Source organism: Mucilaginibacter sediminis (assembly GCF_051903035.1).
In the GTDB taxonomy this organism is placed as follows: domain Bacteria; phylum Bacteroidota; class Bacteroidia; order Sphingobacteriales; family Sphingobacteriaceae; genus Mucilaginibacter.
The window spans coordinates 6,161,018-6,178,991 of the sequence record NZ_CP170602.1; the positions used below are offsets into that span (position 1 = coordinate 6,161,018).

A 17,974-nucleotide genomic window follows, 5' to 3' on the forward strand; every position below is an offset into this window, starting at 1 on the left:
TAAAATGGAATTACGCGACATACAAAGGGTTTACCTGGTGGGCATAGGCGGCATCGGGATGAGCGGCCTGGCCCGCTATTTCCAGCATTTGGGTTGTATTGTTTGCGGTTACGATAAAACAGTTACCGACCTAACCAACGATTTACACAATGAGGGTATCCAGATTTGTTTTGAGGATAATGCCGATTGTATCCCAATCAGCTTCCAGGAACCATCTGCAGATACACTGGTTATTTATACGCCGGCCATCCCTAAGGATTCGGCTGTGCTTAACTATTTTAAAAATAAAGGGTTCGAGCTTTTTAAACGCTCGCAGGTTTTAGGTCTCATCAGCAAAAGCTCATTCACCATAGCAGTTGCCGGTACGCACGGCAAAACCACTACGTCAACCATGGTGGCGCATTTGCTAAAGGCATCGGGTAATGATTGTTCGGCATTTTTGGGCGGCATATCATCCAACTATCAAACCAATGTGCTGTATGGCAAAAACAATGTAATGGTGGTAGAGGCTGATGAGTACGACCGTTCGTTTTTAACACTGTTCCCGGATGTGGCCATCATCACATCCATGGATGCCGATCATTTAGATATTTATGGCGATCACGAACATTTAACAGAATCGTTTAAGCTATTTGCATCGCAGATAAAAAACGGCGGTACACTGGTACACAAAAAAGGCCTGCCTTTAGATACCGGCTATACCTATGCATTGGAAGATGTGACTGCCGATGCGCATGCTGCAAACATCCGTATTGAGGGCGGCGATTTTTATTTTGATTTTATCAATGCCGATATCAGTATCCCCGGCATAAAAATGGGCATTGCAGGTACGCACAATATCGAAAACGCCGTAGCCGCTATCGAAGCTGTTTTGAGACTGGATATCCCGGCCGAATCCATTAAAGATGCGCTGGGATCATTCCGCGGTGTTAAACGCCGGTTTGAATACATAGTGAAAACACCAGGGCATATTTATATTGATGATTACGCGCATCATCCCGAAGAATTGCGGGCCTGTATATCATCAGTAAAAAGGTTATACCCTGATAAAAAGCTGACCGCCATTTTTCAGCCTCACCTGTACACCCGCACCCGCGATTTTGCCGATGGTTTTGCAGAGGTGCTGAGCATGGTTGATGAGCTGATACTGCTGGATATTTACCCGGCCCGCGAGTTGCCTATTGAAGGGGTTACTTCAAATATGCTGCTTAACAAAATGTCGCTGGTCAACAAACGTATACTGAGCAAGCAAGGTGCATTAGATGCGGTTAAAAATGAAAAACCCGAACTGCTGCTAACAGTAGGCGCAGGTGATATAGATACACTGGTACATCCATTAAAAGAGATAATGCAGCATGGATAAAAAACTCATTTGGAAGCGCCTTTTAATAGGATTTGCCTGGGTAATTTGCCTGGGTGGCCTTGTGGTGCTTATGGGTTTTATCGAATCGAAAAAAGCATCGGTGGTTTGCACCGCGGTAAAAGTAAACATTCCGGGCAACCAGTATTTTATAGATAAACAGGAGGTTGACCAGATATTGCAAACCAACAGCCATACGCTGGTAGGGCAAAAGCTGGAAAATATTAATATCCAGGACCTGGAAAACAAACTAAGGGCAAATCCATTTATTGAGTTTGCAAAAGTATACACCGAAATGGATGGGGTGCTGATGGTTGAGGTGAGCCAGCGCCAGCCAATTTTAAGGGTAATGAACCATTATGATATGGATTTTTATATCGATCAGCATGGCTTAAAAATTCCGCTGTCGTCAAACTTTACCGCAAGGGTATTGGTTGCCAATGGTTATATCGATGAGTTGTTTACCAATCACGTTGATTCATTGCATACCCAGCTGGCGAAGGATTTATATAAAACGGCCGATTTTATTCGCCGGGATTCATTATGGGATGCCCAGGTAGCGCAGATATATGTGAATACCGACCGCGAGATTGAATTGATACCAAGGGTAGGGAGCCAGCGGATTTTAATAGGTAATGCCGACTCGCTAAATGTAAAACTAAGGAACCTGCAAGCCTTTTATAAACAGGTGTTGCCGCACGTGGGCTGGGATAAGTACCGCACCATTAATATTAAATACACCAACCAGGTAATTGGTGTAAAAAACCAACTGACAAAAGCAGATTCGGCCAAAATGAAGGCATTAAAGCTGGATTCGCTTAAAATGAAAAAGGATACATCTCAAATAAAAATGTAATATGGACAAAAGCTCAACACAAGAAAAAAGTTCACCAATTGTAGTAGGATTGGATATCGGGACTACTAAAATATGCGTCATCGTTGGTCGCAGGAGCAAGAATGGAAAGATTGAGGTATTAGGAATTGGTAAAGCAGAATCTGCGGGCGTAACCCGTGGGATGGTTTCAAATATAGATAAAACCGTACAGGGTATTACCCAGGCGGTTGATATTGCCGGTGCGCAATCAAATGTTGATATCAAGGTGGTATTTGTAGGTATTGCCGGTCAGCATATTAAAAGCTTGCAGCACCGCGGCTTAATAACCCGCCGCGATTTGCAGTCGGAGATAAGCCGCAAGGATATCGACAAACTGATCGAGGACATGTACAACCTGGTAATGCCTCCGGGCGAGGATATTATTCATGTGTTGCCGCAGGAGTTTACGGTAGATAATGAGCCTGGGATTAAAGACCCTATTGGCATGGCAGGCGTACGTTTGGAAGCCAACTTCCACATCATATCCGGCCAGGTTACGGCTATTAAAAATATTGTAAAATGCGTTAACAAGGCCAACCTGGATAGCCAGGATCTGATACTGGAGCCATTGGCATCTTCTGAATCTGTTTTGAGCGAAGAGGAAAAAGAAGCCGGTGTTGTTTTGGTTGATATCGGCGGTGGTACTACCGATGTGGCCATTTTTCATGAAGGCATAATCCGCCATACTGCCGTTATCCCTTTTGGGGGTAACAGTGTAACCGAAGATATACGCGAAGGCTGCTCTGTAATGCGCAACATAGCCGAGCAGTTGAAGGTAAGGTTTGGATCGGCCCTGGCTGATGAGAACAAAGAAAACGAGATTGTTTGTGTACCCGGTTTACGCGGCCGCGAGCCCAAAGAGATAAGCGTTAAAAACCTGGCTTACGTAATACAGGCCCGCATGGAAGAAATTGTGGAGCATGTGTACTACGAAATAAAATCATCGGGCTACGAGAAAAAGCTGATTGCCGGCATAGTAATTACGGGTGGTGGCGCGCAGCTTAAACACCTGCGCCAATTGGTAGAGTTTGTTACCGGTTTAGATTGCCGCGTGGGTTACCCAACCGAGCATTTGGCCAAGAATGAAGTGCTGCCAAAAAACATTTACGAAGAGCTGCAAAGCCCAACGTTTGCAACCGGTATAGGCCTTTTGATAAAAGGTATCCAGAAAACGGAGTACATGAGTGTAGATGTGCCGGTTGAAAAAGCCCAAAAAACCAAGTTTGAGGGTAAAGGAAAAGAGGGTGGTTTATTTGACAGGTTGTTAAAGAAAAGCATCACCTTTATTAAGGATGATATAAACGATGAAGACTTTTTGAAATAATTATACACAATAGTTAAGATTTTCCACATTGTAGACATTTGTGGAAAACTCTTGTGGAAAAAGTACTATTATTACGATGGTTAAATCTAAATGTTGGTAAAATCACATATAGCTGAAAACGAAGATTATGCAGTTTGAGATGTTAAAAGAAAAATCGTCAATCATCAAAGTAATTGGTGTTGGCGGTGGCGGTGGTAACGCCGTAAACCATATGTACAGGCAGGGAATTACCGGTGTCGACTTTATAATTTGTAACACCGATGCCCAGGCGCTGGAGCTTAGCCCTATACCAAACAAGGTACAATTGGGCGCCAGCCTTACCGAAGGTATGGGGGCCGGTTCGATACCTGAGGTGGGAAAAAACTCTGCAATAGAAAATATCGACGATATAAAACAAATGCTGGGCGTTAACACCAAAATGTTGTTTATTACCGCAGGTATGGGTGGTGGCACCGGTACCGGTGCAAGCCCTATTATAGCCAAAGCTGCCCGCGAAATGGACATATTAACCGTAGGCATTATAACTACGCCATTCTCTTTTGAAGGTAAACGCCGCAAAATGCAGGCCGATGCCGGGATGGAAGAGCTGCGTAAATATGTCGATTCGTTCCTGGTGATCTCGAACGACAGGTTGCGCCAGATTTTTGGTAACCTTACCATGAGCTCGGCTTTTGGGCAGGCAGATGATATATTAACCACAGCTGCAAAAGGGATAGCCGAGATTATAACCTTACCAGGCTATATCAACGTCGACTTTAAAGATGTGCGCACCGTAATGAAAGATAGCGGCGTATGTATCATGGGCAGCAGCAGCGCCGAAGGCGAAGGCCGTGCCTTAAAGGCTGTTGAAGGTGCTTTGGCATCGCCATTATTAAAAGATAATGAGATAGAAGGCGCACGTTACATTTTGCTTAACATAAGCTCGGGCCTTAAAGAGGTTACCATGGATGAAGTGAGCATTATTACGGATTACATACAGGAAGAGGCCGGTTTGGCTGCCGACCTGATTTGGGGTAACTGTGTTGACGAAAACCTGGAAGATAAACTATCAGTAACTATAATAGCAACCGGTTTCCAAACCAAAGACGAGCGTGAAAAAGAGATCAGCAACAAAAAAATAGTATCGATGCTGGTACCCGAAAACGCACCGTTGGTGAAACCTGTAAATGAATTTATAAATCCGGTTAAGGCCAATACGCCTGCCCAGCCATATATTAAGCATAAAGAGGAGCCTAAGCAAACCGGACTGTTTGATATGTTTGGAGCCACCGAGAAAAGGGACGACGATGTAGTTAAGTTTAACCTGCATGAAGAGGAGCAGGAAGAAGAAAACGAGCAGGATATGGCTGGCTTCACGTTTAAAATGAGTGAGCCCGAAACTTACAGTGCGCCAGTACAGGAAGCCCGCAAGCCCGAGCCTGTGCCAACTCCCGTCCCTGAGCCGGAACCGGTAGCCCTTGCGGGCGCTGATGATAATAAAACAAACGAATCGATAGAGGAACAGCTGAAAAAATCGCGCGAGCGTATCATGCGCCTTAAAGATTTGAGCATGAAACTACGTACAGGCAACATCCAGGAGCTGGAAAATGTACCTGCTTACAAACGCAAAGAAGTTGCGCTGCAGGATACCCCAAAATCTGACGAAAGCGCCATCTCCCGTTTTAGCCTGATGCCCGATAACGAAGGCAACACCGAGATAAGGAGAAATAACTCGTTTTTGCATGATAATGCTGATTAGTATCAAGTAGTAAGTATCAAGTAGCAAGATAAAAAAGCGCAAAGCCGTTATAAGTAATTAATCATTCTTATAGCGGCTTTTGTGTTAGAGTAGGACAGGGTTCGTACTGCCATCAAAAGTCTTGCTACTTGCTACTTACTACTTGATACCCTTCCGCGGGTTATAAGCTATTCTAAAAAGTTATAGCTATTGTGGCAAGGCTTCTTTACAGCTATATTTGCATATTATTCACGATTAACGGTAAATTATTTTGGATTTATTTGATAAAATAACAAAAAGCTTGGGCGGGCCGCTGGGCCAGCACCAAAAATGGTCACATGGTTATTTTTCATTTCCCAAACTGGAGGGGGAAATTGGGCCGCATATGCAGTTCAATGGGAAAGAGCATTTGGTTTGGAGCCTTAATAACTACCTTGGCCTGGCCAACCATCCCGAAGTAAGGGAAGCCGACGCCAAAGCAGCTGCTGATTACGGTATGGCCTACCCTATGGGGGCCCGTATGATGTCGGGAAACTCCATTCATCACGAAGAACTGGAGAATAACCTGGCCGCGTTTGTTGGTAAAGAAGCCGCCTTTTTATTAAACTATGGTTACCAGGGAATGGTATCCATTATAGATACCCTGGTTGACAGGAACGATGTTATTGTTTATGATGCCGAATCGCATGCCTGCATTATTGATGGCGTTCGTTTGCACATGGGCAAACGTTTTGTTTACCAGCATAATGATATTGAAAGTTGCAGAAAGCAACTGGAGCGCGCAACCAAACTAACCGAGCAAACCGGTGGTGGTATATTACTGATTACCGAAGGTGTTTTTGGTATGTCGGGTGCGCAGGGTAAACTGAAAGAGATTGTAGATCTTAAAAAAGATTTCAATTTCCGTTTATTAGTTGATGATGCACACGGTTTTGGTACCATGGGCAAAACCGGTGCAGGCACACATGAGGAGCAGGATGTTGTTGAAGGTGTAGATGTATACTTTGCTACGTTTGCCAAATCAATGGCGGGTATAGGCGCTTTTGTTGCCGCTGATGAGCAGATAGTACACTTTTTACGTTACAATATGCGTTCGCAAACATTTGCCAAGGCTTTGCCGATGCCGATGGTATTGGGTTTAAAAAAACGCTTTGAACTGTTAGTGTCGCAACCGGAATTGCGTGAAAAACTGTGGCTCATCTCGTCAACCTTACAAAAGGGTTTAAAAGAGCGCGGCTTCAACCTGGGCGTTACCAATACCATGGTTACGCCGGTGTTTTTAGAGGGCAACCTTTACGAGGCCACCAGCCTAACCCGCGACCTGCGCGAAAACTACGGCATCTTCTGTTCCATAGTGATCTACCCGGTTATCCCTAAAGGATTAATATTATTAAGGCTTATCCCAACTGCCGCACACTCGCTCGAAGATGTGGAGCGCACCCTAAACGCTTACAGCGAAATGGGCGAAAAACTAAAAGCAGGACATTATAAAGAGAATAAGCTGGAGATAGCGTAATTTGTAGATGTGCAGATATGCAGATTTCAGATGTGCAGATTTTTAAGTATTAAAGTGAAGGGCCTCGATTTGAGGCCTTTTGCTTTAATATCCTCGTCATCGCGGGCTTAAAATCCGCTGATTCTGAAGGGAAATAATATTCAAAAATAAAAAACTGTCATGCTGAGTTGTAAAATTTCGCGAAATTCTGAAGGGAGAATGACAATCAAAAAATAAACGACTGTCATGCTGAGGTACGAAGTATCTATTAACAAACTTTGCTGGCGGTATGCATGGCGTACAATAGATCCTTCGCTATCGCTCTGGAAGACAGAAAATGAAACTTGTCATGGGGAGGAACGAAGCATCTATTGGCGAACTTTTATATCGGTCATGCACAAGCTAATAGATGACAGGAAAATCGGAGGTATCGTGGGCGAATACAAATCTCCAACGATGTCGGCCGAATTTAAAAATCCCCATTAGCGATTTGAAATTGTATCGGCGCAGTTGCTTTGCCGGGACTAATAAATCAAACAATCATCTGCACACCTGGAATCTGCATATCTGCACATCAGGTAGCTTAGTGCTTAAAAAAAGTCAGATAAACCTGTTTCACAATATGATAAGCAGCAAATGCGAAAAATAGTATGGCTATGCCCGTATTGATTAACCGGTTGCTAAGGGCAAATTTGCTTTGCATGTACCTGGCAAACTCTGCATATAAAAAGAGGCATAAAAAAGCGCCGGCTGCCGAGCCAATACTAAATATCACCAAAGCAACTTTACCGGTTAGGATCCATTCGTGCGTAATAAGGTAGGTGCCGGTTATCATCCAAAACGGCACTTGCACCGGGTTTAAAAAACCCAGTAAAATGCCGTACTTAATACTATCATGTTCTGACTTGCGGGGTTCTGGCGGTTTTTTGCGATTGGCCCAGGTAATTGTCCCCATCACGGTAAATAAAACAACCATTACCCAATCTATAATTACGCTTAAATGCATCTGGCTTGATAACCAGTCGGCAGCGTGCATAATAAAGTAAGTAAAGAAAAATTCTACACACGAGAAAGCTATAATAAAGCGCATGGCTTCTTTCATGCCGCGGTTTATAGTAAGTTGCAAAAGTGCCAGGTTGATGTTACCGGGCGGGATGTAACCAATAAAATTGGCTATAAGCCCGATAAAAAAGGTAAGGAATATCATTGGCGCAAAGATAAATTTAAAAATTTGAGAATTTGAAGATTTGAGAATTTGAAAATGACTGTCTTTGCTTTTAATTTTCAAATTCTCAAATTTTCAAATCTTCAAATCAATCTTCCGTACATTTGCATATCTGAAATCTGCACATCCGAAATAATGCCAACTGATAAAATAGTATCCCTGCTTCCGTCTGCTACCGAAATAATATGTGCCCTGGGGCTTCAGGATAACCTGGTGGGCCGATCGCATGAGTGCGATTATCCCGAATTTGTAAAACAGCTGCCGGTTTGTACCGAAGCTAATTTTCCTGATGGGTTAAGCAGTGCCGCTATTGATGTAAAGGTGAAGGAACTGTTGGCCGATGCTTTATCTGTTTACACCGTTAAACGCGAAGTGATTAAACAACTGACCCCTGATGTAGTAATTACGCAGGATCAGTGCGAGGTTTGTGCGGTATCATTGGCCGATGTTGAACTGGCATTGGATAATTACCTTGATAAAAAAGCCAGGATAGTTTCTTTACGCCCCAATAGCCTTGATGATATTTTTAACGATATCGCCACTATAGCCGATACCATGGGCGTGCCACATGCCGGTGCCGAACTGTTGGAGCTGTTGAACGAGCGGGTTGACATTGTTAAACACAAATTGAAATTTGCCGAAAGCAAACCTACTGTGGCCTGTATCGAATGGCTTGAACCCATGATGGTATCGGGCAACTGGGTGCCCGGTCTTGTTAGCATTGCCGGCGGTACGCCTGTACTGGCACAGAACGGTAAACACTCGCCCTACGTACGCTGGGACGATATCCGGCTACAGAACCCCGAAATTATAGTAGTGATGCCTTGCGGTTTTTCGATAGAGCGTACGTTAAAGGAGATTGACGTTTTGATGCAGTTGCCCGGCTTTGCCGAGTTAAAGGCTGTAAAAACCAATCAGTTGTACATAGCAGATGGTAACCAGTACTTTAACCGCCCCGGCCCACGTATAGTTGACTCAATAGAAATCCTGGCCGAAATCATCCGTCCTAAACAATTTGCTTTTGGGTATGAGGGTGAGGGATGGATTAAGTTTAGCCTATAACCCGCGGGATTTAATTTAAAGTTGTCGCGCTTTTTTAATGAATGGTTTGGTCATCAAGGTGTACCAGGGCGTTTCACCCTGTACCAGGGTGTTTCAGGCCGTACCAGGGCGTTTCACCCCGTACCAGGGTGTTTCAGGCCGTACCAGGGCGTTTCACCTCGTACCAGGGTGTACCACCTCGTACCGGTACACACAGCACACAGTTTGCGAAGATTTTGAAAAATACAGCGATAATAATATCCCAACTTATTAAAATTATTTAAAAAGTTCCTTATATTTAGCTGCCCATTATTATCTAACATAACCCAACTATGCGCAAAATCTTTATCCTGATGCTGTTTGCAGCATTTTTTATAAGTACAGCCTTCAAAACTACCGATGCTGTAAAATTTAATGCCGCCGATCTGCGCATCATCTGGGAGGTTATGGATAACAATTATCAGAATAAAAATGAAGCGTTAACCGCACTGGTAATTACCAATAACGGTAAAAATGTTTTGCCGGCGGGCGGGTGGAAGTTTTACTTTAACTCGGGCCGTGGTTTTACCGAGAATGCGGTAAGCGGCAACGCTAAAATAAACCAGGTAAACGGCGATTTATACAGTATTACCCCAACCGGGAGCTTTAAAGATTTGAAACCAGGCGAATCGGCCCGGATAGAATACGTAAACGAAGACCCCGTAGTAAACATTACCGATGCTCCTGAAGGCATATACATGGTTTGGGATGAACAACCCGAAAAAGGCTACAGCATTGGTTCTTTTGATATCAAGCCGTACAAACCAAGCTACGCCGGCCTGGTAACCCCCGAAATTGTTTACGACAGGAACAAAACGGTTACCGATATTCCCGCCGACCAGTTACCTAAGATATTGCCTACGCCGGTAAGCTATACCGAAACCGGTGGTACCTTTACCATCGACGGAAAAACGCCGGTTGCTGCCGATGGAGCCTTTGCCAGGGAAGCAGCTTACCTGGCAAACGGTTTTAGTAAGATATTGGGCAGGCCATTAGCTATTTTGGCCAGCACATCGGGTGCTGGTATCACATTAAAAAAAGTTGAGGGTATTGCTCCTGAAGGATATGAACTTAAGGTAAATGCGCAGGGTGTTGTCATTAACGCTTCTACGGCTGCCGGTGCTTTTTATGGCATCCAATCCTTAACAAACCTGGTTTCGCCCGCTGCATGGGCTAAAGCCGAAAAGAGCATCAAGATTCCTTGTGTAGATGTAAAGGATGCTCCCCGCTTTGCCCACCGCGCGGTAATGCTGGATGTAGCCCGTAATTTCCAGACTCAGAAACAAGTTATTAAACTGATTGAGGCCATGAGCCTTTATAAGCTTAATGTTTTGCACCTTCACTTAACGGATGACGAGGGCTGGAGAATTGAAATCCCATCGTTACCTGAACTTACTTCAGTTGGTTCAAAACGCGGGCATACGCTGGATAGCAAAAATCATCTGCCTGCATCCCACGGTTCGGGACCTGACGTAAATAATCCTTACGGCTCCGGTTTTTATACTAAGGCCGAGTACATCGAAATATTAAAATACGCTACCGATAGGCATATCATCGTAATCCCCGAAATTGAAACACCCGGCCATGCCCGTGCATCTATCAAAGCCATGGATGCCCGTTATGACCGGTTGGTTGCCGAAGGGAAAAAAGACGAAGCCACCAAATATTTACTGCGCGATTTGGACGATAAATCTGAATACAGGTCTGTACAATATTGGAATGATAATGTGATTAACGTATCGCTGCCGTCAACATATACTTTTGTTGAAAGGGTTGTTGATGATTTGATAGCCATTTACAAAGAAGCCGGTGCGCCATTGCCTGGTATTCACTTTGGCGGCGATGAAGTGCCGCCTCATGTTTGGGAAAAATCGCCGGCCTACCTAACTTTAAAGGCCAGCCACCCCGAAATTCAAAATACCGGCGATTTATGGTATTATTTTTACGGCCGGGTAAACCAGATATTAAAAGCTAAAGGAATTCACCTGACGGGATGGGAAGAAATGGCCCTGCGCAAAACAAAGATAGACGGTAACGACACCTATGTGCCCAATCCCGATTTTACCGGCGAACATCTGCAGGCCGATGTATGGAACAACGTTTTAGGCGGCGGACAAGAAGACCTGGCCTACAAGCTGGCCAATGGCGGCTACAAGGTTGTGCTTACCTGTGTTACCAACTTGTACTTTGATATGGCCAACTATAAATCATTTGATGAGCCGGGCTATTACTGGGGTGCTTTTTTGGGAATCGATAAATTTTACTCCTTTATCCCATATGACTACTTTAAAAATGCCGATGTTGACAAAAACGGCGCGCCCATAAACCAAAACATATTTTTAGGTAAGCAGCGCCTTACCGATTATGGTAAAGCCAATATCATTGGTTTGCAAGGCGCACTATGGGCCGAAACAGTTAAAGGTCCGGAGCGTATGGATTACATGATATTCCCCCGCCTGTTTGGCCTTGCCGAACGTGCCTGGGCGGCAGACCCGGCCTGGGCTACCGAAAAAGACCCCATAAAAGCAAAACAGGAATATGAATTAGCCTGGTCGACATTTTTAAATGTGTTAGGCAAACGGGAGCTACCTCGCTTAAGTTACTACAATGGGGGCTATAATTACCGGGTACCTAAGCCAGGCATTAGCCTGCAGGATGGTAAATATTCAAGCAATATCGAATTTCCAGGCTTAACTATCCGGTACACCACCAACGGTAAAGACCCCGATGCCAACAGCAAAATATACACAGGTCCTGTTGATTATAAAGGAGGCGAAATTAAATTCCGCGCCTTTGACCCTAAGGGTAGGGGAGGCAATGTAGCTACAGGGGGCGAAGCCGCAGAAGGAAAGAAACAAGGATCGACTTTATAAGTCTGAAGTCCGAGGTCTAAAGTCTTAAGTAAAAAAGATCCGCAGATCAAACAATTGACTGCGATTTTTTTTGCATCAATGACCAATTACAGCGCAGCGAAATGACTAAATCTTATGCGTAAATCCGTTATATATCATTTGCGACGCTAAAAAGGTTACCACTACCGCAAATACCCAACGCAGCCAGCCGGATGAGCTGGTATGTACCAATATTTTTGAGCCGCTTATCGCACCTAATAAAACGCCTATAGCCACTGGCATGGATAATCCGGGGTCAATATATCCGCGTTGCAGGTAAACCACCGCGCTTGCTGCAGCGGTAACCCCTATCATAAAATTACTTGTTGTGGTTGATACTTTAAAGGGGATACGCATAATGGTATCCATAGCCAGTACTTTTAACGCACCCGATCCTATGCCCAACAGCCCCGAAATTGTGCCTGCAAACATCATCATAAAAAACCCGCCGCCTACATTTTTTACTTTGTAGGCTACCGAACCACCGGCGGTTGGGTAGGTACTGTTTAGCTTCAGTTTTTCGGCCAGTACGCTGGGCTCCTGGTTTATGGATTCCACCTTTTTCTTTAACGACATGATGGCCGATAGGATAAGGATAACCCCAAACAAAATGGCGATGAAATGGGTAGGAATATAAACCGCTATAAGTGCGCCTACCATGGCGCCGGCAGTTGTAGCTATCTCCAAAAACATGCCCAGCCTGATGTTGGTAATGCCCTCTTTAACATAAGCAGCTGCCGAACCCGACGATGTTGCAATTACAGATACCAGCGATGCGCCGATAGCGTAATGAATATCTACCTTCAAAAGCAAGGTAAGCAATGGAATAATAACCACTCCTCCACCCAAACCGGTTAATGAGCCCAGCAATCCCGCAAAATACGAGCCGATAAGTATAATAAGCGTTAGTACAATTACCGACATAGTTTGCAGCGATATTGGACTACGAAAGTAATAATAACTTTTTTAGATAAGATGCTTCTTTTTGGTTCATTGGTTCACTTGTTCATTGATCTTTTGCATCGGCTACTCCTTTGCAATTGAACTGAATAAGCCAACTTGAAAATTGAAGCGACACTAATGAACCAGTGAACCAATGAACTATATTATATTTTGATAAATAACATAGATAATACAATCCCGATTAATTTGTTTTGCTATTTTAAGCCCTTTAAAATTAAATACATGAACAAAAAAGCCTGCCTGTTTACAATTTTATCTGCGCTGTTCCCAATGCTGCTTGTTGCCCAAATAAAACTACCGGCCAACATGTTTTTAAAAAAACTCCCCAATGGATTGGATGTATTGGTTGTTGAAGATAATAGCGTGCCCCTGGCCACCATCATGATAACTACTAAAAATGGTTCCTATACCGAAACGCCAAAATTTAACGGGCTAAGCCATTTATATGAGCACATGTTTTTTAAAGCCAATAAGGATTATAAAAACCAGGAAGATTTTTTAGACCGTGTAAGCGAACTGGGCATGCAGTTTAACGGATCGACAACGTATGAAAACGTAAACTATTATTTTACCCTGCCTAAGTTTAACCTGAACCAGGGGTTGGATTTTATGAATTCGGCCATCCGTTATCCCTCTTTTAACGCCGAAGAGATGGCGAGGGAAAATATTGTTGTTGATGGCGAGTTTCAACGCCAGGAATCGAGCCCGACATTTGCTTTGAGCGATGCTATGGACCACCACATGTGGGGCAATTTGTACAGCCGTAAAAATGCTATTGGCAACCATGATGTCATCCGTTCGGCTACGCCCGATTTGATGGACTCTATCAAAAATAAATATTATTATCCAAACAATTCCCTATTGACCGTTGCCGGCGATGTGGAGCACCAGGATGTTTTTAAAAAGGTGGAAGCCATTTATGGCAGCTGGAAACCATCAAAGTTTGATCCCTTTAAAAAGTGGCCCATACCGGAGTTTAAACCATTGGTAAAACCCGATTATTTTGTGGTAGAATCGGCGCTGAGCAACGTGCCCTTTATTATGATTGACTGGCAGGGGCCAGATACCCGCAACGATGTACAGTCAACCTACGCGGCAGATGTATTCAGTTATATTTTAAACCAAAACTCGTCAACGCTCAAAAAGGCGCTGGTACAATCGGGGCTGGCGCTTGATGTAAGCATCAGTTATTTAACATTAAGCCATGTTGGGCCTATCACCTTGTTTGTGGTACCCAATCCTGATAAAATTAGGGAGTGCATGGCCGAAATAAAACGACAACTGGAATTGATGGATAAAGCTGATTATGTAACCGATGAGCAAATTACCACATCTAAACAAAAACTGGGCATCTTAAAGGTGCAGGAAGAAGAAGTCGCGTCGGACTTTGTACAGGTTTTATCGTTCTGGTGGTCATCAGCATCCCTGGACTATTATACCACTTACAACACCAGGTTAAACCAGGTAACCCGGGCCGATTTGCAAAGCTATGTGCGCAAGTACATTAAAAACAAGCCCTACTGTGCCGGCATGCTCATCAACCCTCAACTGGCTGCACAGGTAAACCCTAAAACTTTTTTCAACGCATCAAACTGATTTAGGTCCGAAGTTTAAAGTCTGAAGTCCTAAGTATTTCAATTGCTTTCGATGATGACAATTTACAAATGATATAAAACATATATTCTAATGAAGAAAATATTTGTAACGCTTTTTTTTATCTGTGGAAGCCTGTCTGTTATGGCCCAGTCAGAAACAACGTCGTTTGATGTGGACGGGATAAAGGTAATTTTTAAGCCTACACTAAAAGATATTATCAACGTGCGCATGTTTTACCGGGGCGGCGTAACCAATTACCCGGCCAGCCAGGCAGGTATCGAAAAATTTGCACTGGAGGCTACTACCGAGTGCGGCACCAAAAAATATACGGGCAACGTATATCGCGACAGGGCCGATGTTTACGGCATTGACGTAGCGTCGGAAGGCGAATACGATTATGGTAATATCCAGATGCAGTGCATCACCAAATATTTTAACGAGGGCTGGGACTTATTTACCGAATCGGTTGTAAACCCTGTTTTTGAAGCAGGCGAAGTGGAATTATTGCGGAGTAAAATAGTAGCCAAAATGCGCGAAGATCAATCAAACCCGGATAAGCGTGCAGAGCAACTGGTTTTGCAAAATGCCTTCGAAGGCACGCCTTATGCCACCGACCCTGATGGCACCGAGGAGATCCTGAGCAAATTAACAGCGTCCGATCTTAAAAACTATTACGGCTCCATCTTCAATAAAAACAGGATGTTTATTGTAGTGGCCGGTAAAATCAGCAAAGAGGTGCTCATTGCCAAAATAAAGGCATCATTTGCCAACATCCCATCTGCACCATACACACCTGTTGCCTTACACGAACCGGCCTGGAACGATTACAAGGTGGTTAAGGAAGACCGCAACCTGCAAACCAACTACATAGATGCTATCATGAATGGCCCAACATTTAATAGCCCCGAATATGTGGCTTATCGTGTAGGTATTTCGGCGCTGGGTGGATCGTTATTCAGCGAGTTACGTACCAAGCTTAATCTGTCATATGATCCCGGTACGTATTCTGTAATGCAGCATATGCCTTATGCTTTAATGTACGTGAGTACAACCAGCCCAAAAGAAGCCGTAACAGCCATGAACGAGCAACTGAATAAAGTATTAAGCTACGGCTTAAGCCCGGAGGGACTTAAGCGCATAAAAAGCAGCTTTATTACCACCAACTATATCAAGCAACAAAGCACCGCCTCCATAACCGGCAGCCTGGGCATTGCCGAAATTTTGGGCGGTTGGCAAATTGCCGAGGACCTGCCCAAAGCCATCGAAAACGTAACGGTTGACCAAATAAACCAAGCTATGCAAAAATACATCGTCGGCCTGCGCTGGAGCTACTTAGGCGACCTGAAAAAAGCAGACGAAGCTGATGCTGCGTTTAAGATGGCCATTGGTCATTAGTTCACTGGTTCATTAGTTCATTGGTCTGGGCAGGGGGGCTCTGGCCATCGGATTTATTAGGACTAATAGGGTAATGTCATATAAATGTATAATCTATCAAACTATACCACCAATAAACTAATGAACCAGTGAACTAATGAACAAATTCCACCAATGAACCAATGAACTAATGAACCAATGAACTAATTTCGCCCCATGGGTTATAAGAGTTTACAGGCTTGTATTGCCGACCTGGAAAAACATGGTCATTTGGTGCGGATTAAAGAGGAAGTGGATCCTCATTTACAGATGGCTGCCATCCACTTGCGGGTGTTTGAAAACCAGGGGCCGGCCATACTTTTCGAAAATGTAAAGGGCAGCAAGTTCCCGGCAGTGTCTAACCTGTTTGGTACGTTGGAGCGGTCTAAATTTATCTTCCGGGATACGCTGGAAAAGATTAAAACACTCGTCGAACTGAAAAACGATCCTATTAAGGCCATTAAAAATCCTTTTAAATATGCCAATGTAGCGCTTACAGCCTTATCGGCATTGCCCATGAAAGGTAGTGGAAGGGGCGCCCCTGTAAACTTTGGCAAATGTAACATCAGCGATATCCCGCAGATAGTAAACTGGCCTATGGATGGCGGGCCTTTTGTAACCATGCCACAGGTTTACACCGAAGATGCCGATAAACCCGGCATCATGAATGCAAACCTGGGCATGTACCGCATACAATTGGCCGGTAACGATTATATTTTAAATAAAGAGATAGGCTTACACTACCAGCTGCATCGTGGTATTGGGGTACATCAAACCAAAGCCAATGCAAAAGGCCAGCCTTTAAAAGTGAGCATTTTTGTTGGCGGCCCGCCAAGCCACCCAGTGGCTGCCGTTATGCCGCTACCCGAAGGCTTATCTGAAATGACCTTTGCAGGCGCCCTGGGTAACCGTCGTTTCCGCTATTTTTATGATGATGAGGGTTTTTGCATTTCCTCGGATGCCGATTTTGTGATAACCGGCACTGTGATGCCAATGGAAAATAAACCAGAAGGCCCTTTTGGCGATCACCTGGGTTATTACAGCCTCGCCCATGATTTTCCTTTGTTAAAAGTGCATAACGTATATCATCGCAAGGATGCCATCTGGTCGTTCACGGTGGTAGGGCGGCCGCCGCAGGAGGATACCAGTTTCGGCGCATTGATCCACGAGATAAGCGGGGCAGCCATCCCGAAGGAAATACCGGGCCTGCACGCCGTTAACGCCGTTGATGCGGCTGGTGTTCACCCATTATTATTTGCAACCGGCAGCGAGCGCTATACGCCCTACATTAAAGAACGAAAACCACAGGAGATATTAACCATCGCCAACCACATTTTAGGTAAAAGCCAGCTAAGCCTTGCAAAATATTTGCTAATAGCTGCTCAGGAAGATGACCCGAGCCTGGATGTAAATAATATTGCAGCATTTTTACATCATATACTGCAACGCGTTGATTTTACCCGCGACCTGCACTTTTATACCCGCACCACCATTGATACCCTTGACTACAGTGGCGACGGACTAAACACTGGTAGTAAAGTAGCCATAACCGTAGCCGGCGATATTAAGCGCGAACTTTGGGCGGAGCTACCATCGTGGTTTGATTTGCCCCGCCCGATAATCACTATTAAAATGGCCATGCCAGGCGTATTGATGGTTGAAGTGCCCAAGCATGTGAATCATAAGGATATCGATAATGTTATCAGCATTATTGAATACCGGCTGAAAGAGGAAGAAGAAGAACTGGGCGGACTGGCCCTCATGGTACTATGCGATGACGCAGCCTTTGCAGCAGCCAATATCAACAACTTTGTGTGGGTAACTTTTACACGCAGTAACCCATCGCACGATATTTATGGTATAGGCAGCTTCACCGAGCATAAACACTGGGGCTGCAGCGGCCCGCTTATTATTGATGCACGCATTAAACCCCACCACGCACCGGTATTGGAGCGCGAACCTGAAGTTGAAAAGCTGGTTGATAAAATGGGCGAAAAAGGCGGGGTTTTGCACGGATTGATTTAGGTTAGAATTGA

General features: G+C 44.4%; 14 protein-coding genes. 12 read left to right on the forward strand and 2 right to left on the reverse strand.

The window, feature by feature from the left end:
• Positions 1-4 precede the first annotated feature (4 nt).
• From murC to ACFGVS_RS25510, 6 genes are all read left to right on the forward strand, one after another.
• The gene (murC, locus tag ACFGVS_RS25485) at positions 5-1,363 is read left to right on the forward strand and encodes a UDP-N-acetylmuramate--L-alanine ligase (RefSeq protein WP_439696068.1); all 1,359 of its coding nucleotides are present in this window, start codon (positions 5-7) and stop codon (positions 1,361-1,363) included.
• A complete protein-coding gene (locus tag ACFGVS_RS25490) occupies positions 1,356-2,216 on the forward strand; it encodes a cell division protein FtsQ/DivIB (protein ID WP_439696069.1) in 861 nt (286 codons plus the stop codon). Before murC ends, ACFGVS_RS25490 begins: the two co-directional genes overlap by 8 nt.
• Position 2,217: 1 nt before the next feature.
• Positions 2,218-3,558 (forward strand): cell division protein FtsA, encoded by a 1,341-nt coding sequence (gene ftsA, locus ACFGVS_RS25495; protein WP_090652416.1) that lies wholly within the window; start codon positions 2,218-2,220, stop codon positions 3,556-3,558.
• A gap of 127 nt (positions 3,559-3,685) precedes the next feature.
• A complete protein-coding gene (gene ftsZ, locus ACFGVS_RS25500; RefSeq protein ID WP_090652415.1) occupies positions 3,686-5,296 on the forward strand; it encodes a cell division protein FtsZ in 1,611 nt (536 codons plus the stop codon).
• Between the two features lie 250 nt (positions 5,297-5,546).
• Complete coding sequence (locus ACFGVS_RS25505) at positions 5,547-6,791, forward strand: aminotransferase class I/II-fold pyridoxal phosphate-dependent enzyme (protein ID WP_090652414.1); 1,245 nt, start codon at positions 5,547-5,549, stop codon at positions 6,789-6,791.
• A 225-nt stretch (positions 6,792-7,016) separates the two neighbouring features.
• A complete protein-coding gene (locus ACFGVS_RS25510; protein WP_439696071.1) occupies positions 7,017-7,256 on the forward strand; it encodes a hypothetical protein in 240 nt (79 codons plus the stop codon).
• Positions 7,257-7,353: 97 nt separating this feature from the next.
• On the opposite strand, the gene ACFGVS_RS25515 is transcribed toward ACFGVS_RS25510, so the two are convergent.
• Positions 7,354-7,977 carry a LysE family transporter gene (locus tag ACFGVS_RS25515; protein ID WP_090652413.1) on the reverse strand — a complete coding sequence of 208 codons (624 nt, stop codon included), beginning with the start codon at positions 7,975-7,977 and terminating at the stop codon, positions 7,354-7,356.
• A gap of 153 nt (positions 7,978-8,130) precedes the next feature.
• Between ACFGVS_RS25515 and ACFGVS_RS25520 the strand changes: the two genes are divergently transcribed.
• Genes ACFGVS_RS25520 through ACFGVS_RS25530 form a run of 3 tightly spaced genes read left to right on the forward strand, consistent with a single transcriptional unit; the run spans position 8,131 to position 11,948 of the window.
• The gene (locus ACFGVS_RS25520) at positions 8,131-9,057 is read left to right on the forward strand and encodes a cobalamin-binding protein (protein ID WP_439696073.1); all 927 of its coding nucleotides are present in this window, start codon (positions 8,131-8,133) and stop codon (positions 9,055-9,057) included.
• Positions 9,058-9,094: 37 nt separating this feature from the next.
• The gene (locus ACFGVS_RS25525; protein ID WP_439696075.1) at positions 9,095-9,310 is read left to right on the forward strand and encodes a hypothetical protein; all 216 of its coding nucleotides are present in this window, start codon (positions 9,095-9,097) and stop codon (positions 9,308-9,310) included.
• 58 nt (positions 9,311-9,368) lie between these two features.
• On the forward strand, positions 9,369-11,948 hold the full coding sequence (locus ACFGVS_RS25530; protein WP_439696076.1) for a family 20 glycosylhydrolase: 2,580 nt from the start codon (positions 9,369-9,371) through the stop codon (positions 11,946-11,948).
• Between the two features lie 105 nt (positions 11,949-12,053).
• Here ACFGVS_RS25530 and ACFGVS_RS25535 read toward each other — a convergent pair whose 3' ends face one another.
• Positions 12,054-12,890: a sulfite exporter TauE/SafE family protein gene (locus tag ACFGVS_RS25535; RefSeq protein ID WP_090652409.1), complete on the reverse strand. Its 837-nt coding sequence runs from the start codon at positions 12,888-12,890 to the stop codon at positions 12,054-12,056.
• A gap of 261 nt (positions 12,891-13,151) precedes the next feature.
• Between ACFGVS_RS25535 and ACFGVS_RS25540 the strand changes: the two genes are divergently transcribed.
• The 3 genes from ACFGVS_RS25540 to ACFGVS_RS25550 all read left to right on the forward strand — a co-directional run bounded on the left by ACFGVS_RS25540 (position 13,152) and on the right by ACFGVS_RS25550 (position 17,963).
• A complete protein-coding gene (locus ACFGVS_RS25540) occupies positions 13,152-14,525 on the forward strand; it encodes a M16 family metallopeptidase (protein ID WP_274209707.1) in 1,374 nt (457 codons plus the stop codon).
• Positions 14,526-14,615: 90 nt separating this feature from the next.
• Positions 14,616-15,920 (forward strand): M16 family metallopeptidase, encoded by a 1,305-nt coding sequence (locus ACFGVS_RS25545; protein WP_439696079.1) that lies wholly within the window; start codon positions 14,616-14,618, stop codon positions 15,918-15,920.
• 195 nt (positions 15,921-16,115) lie between these two features.
• Positions 16,116-17,963 carry a UbiD family decarboxylase gene (locus tag ACFGVS_RS25550; RefSeq protein ID WP_439696081.1) on the forward strand — a complete coding sequence of 616 codons (1,848 nt, stop codon included), beginning with the start codon at positions 16,116-16,118 and terminating at the stop codon, positions 17,961-17,963.
• Positions 17,964-17,974 lie beyond the last annotated feature (11 nt).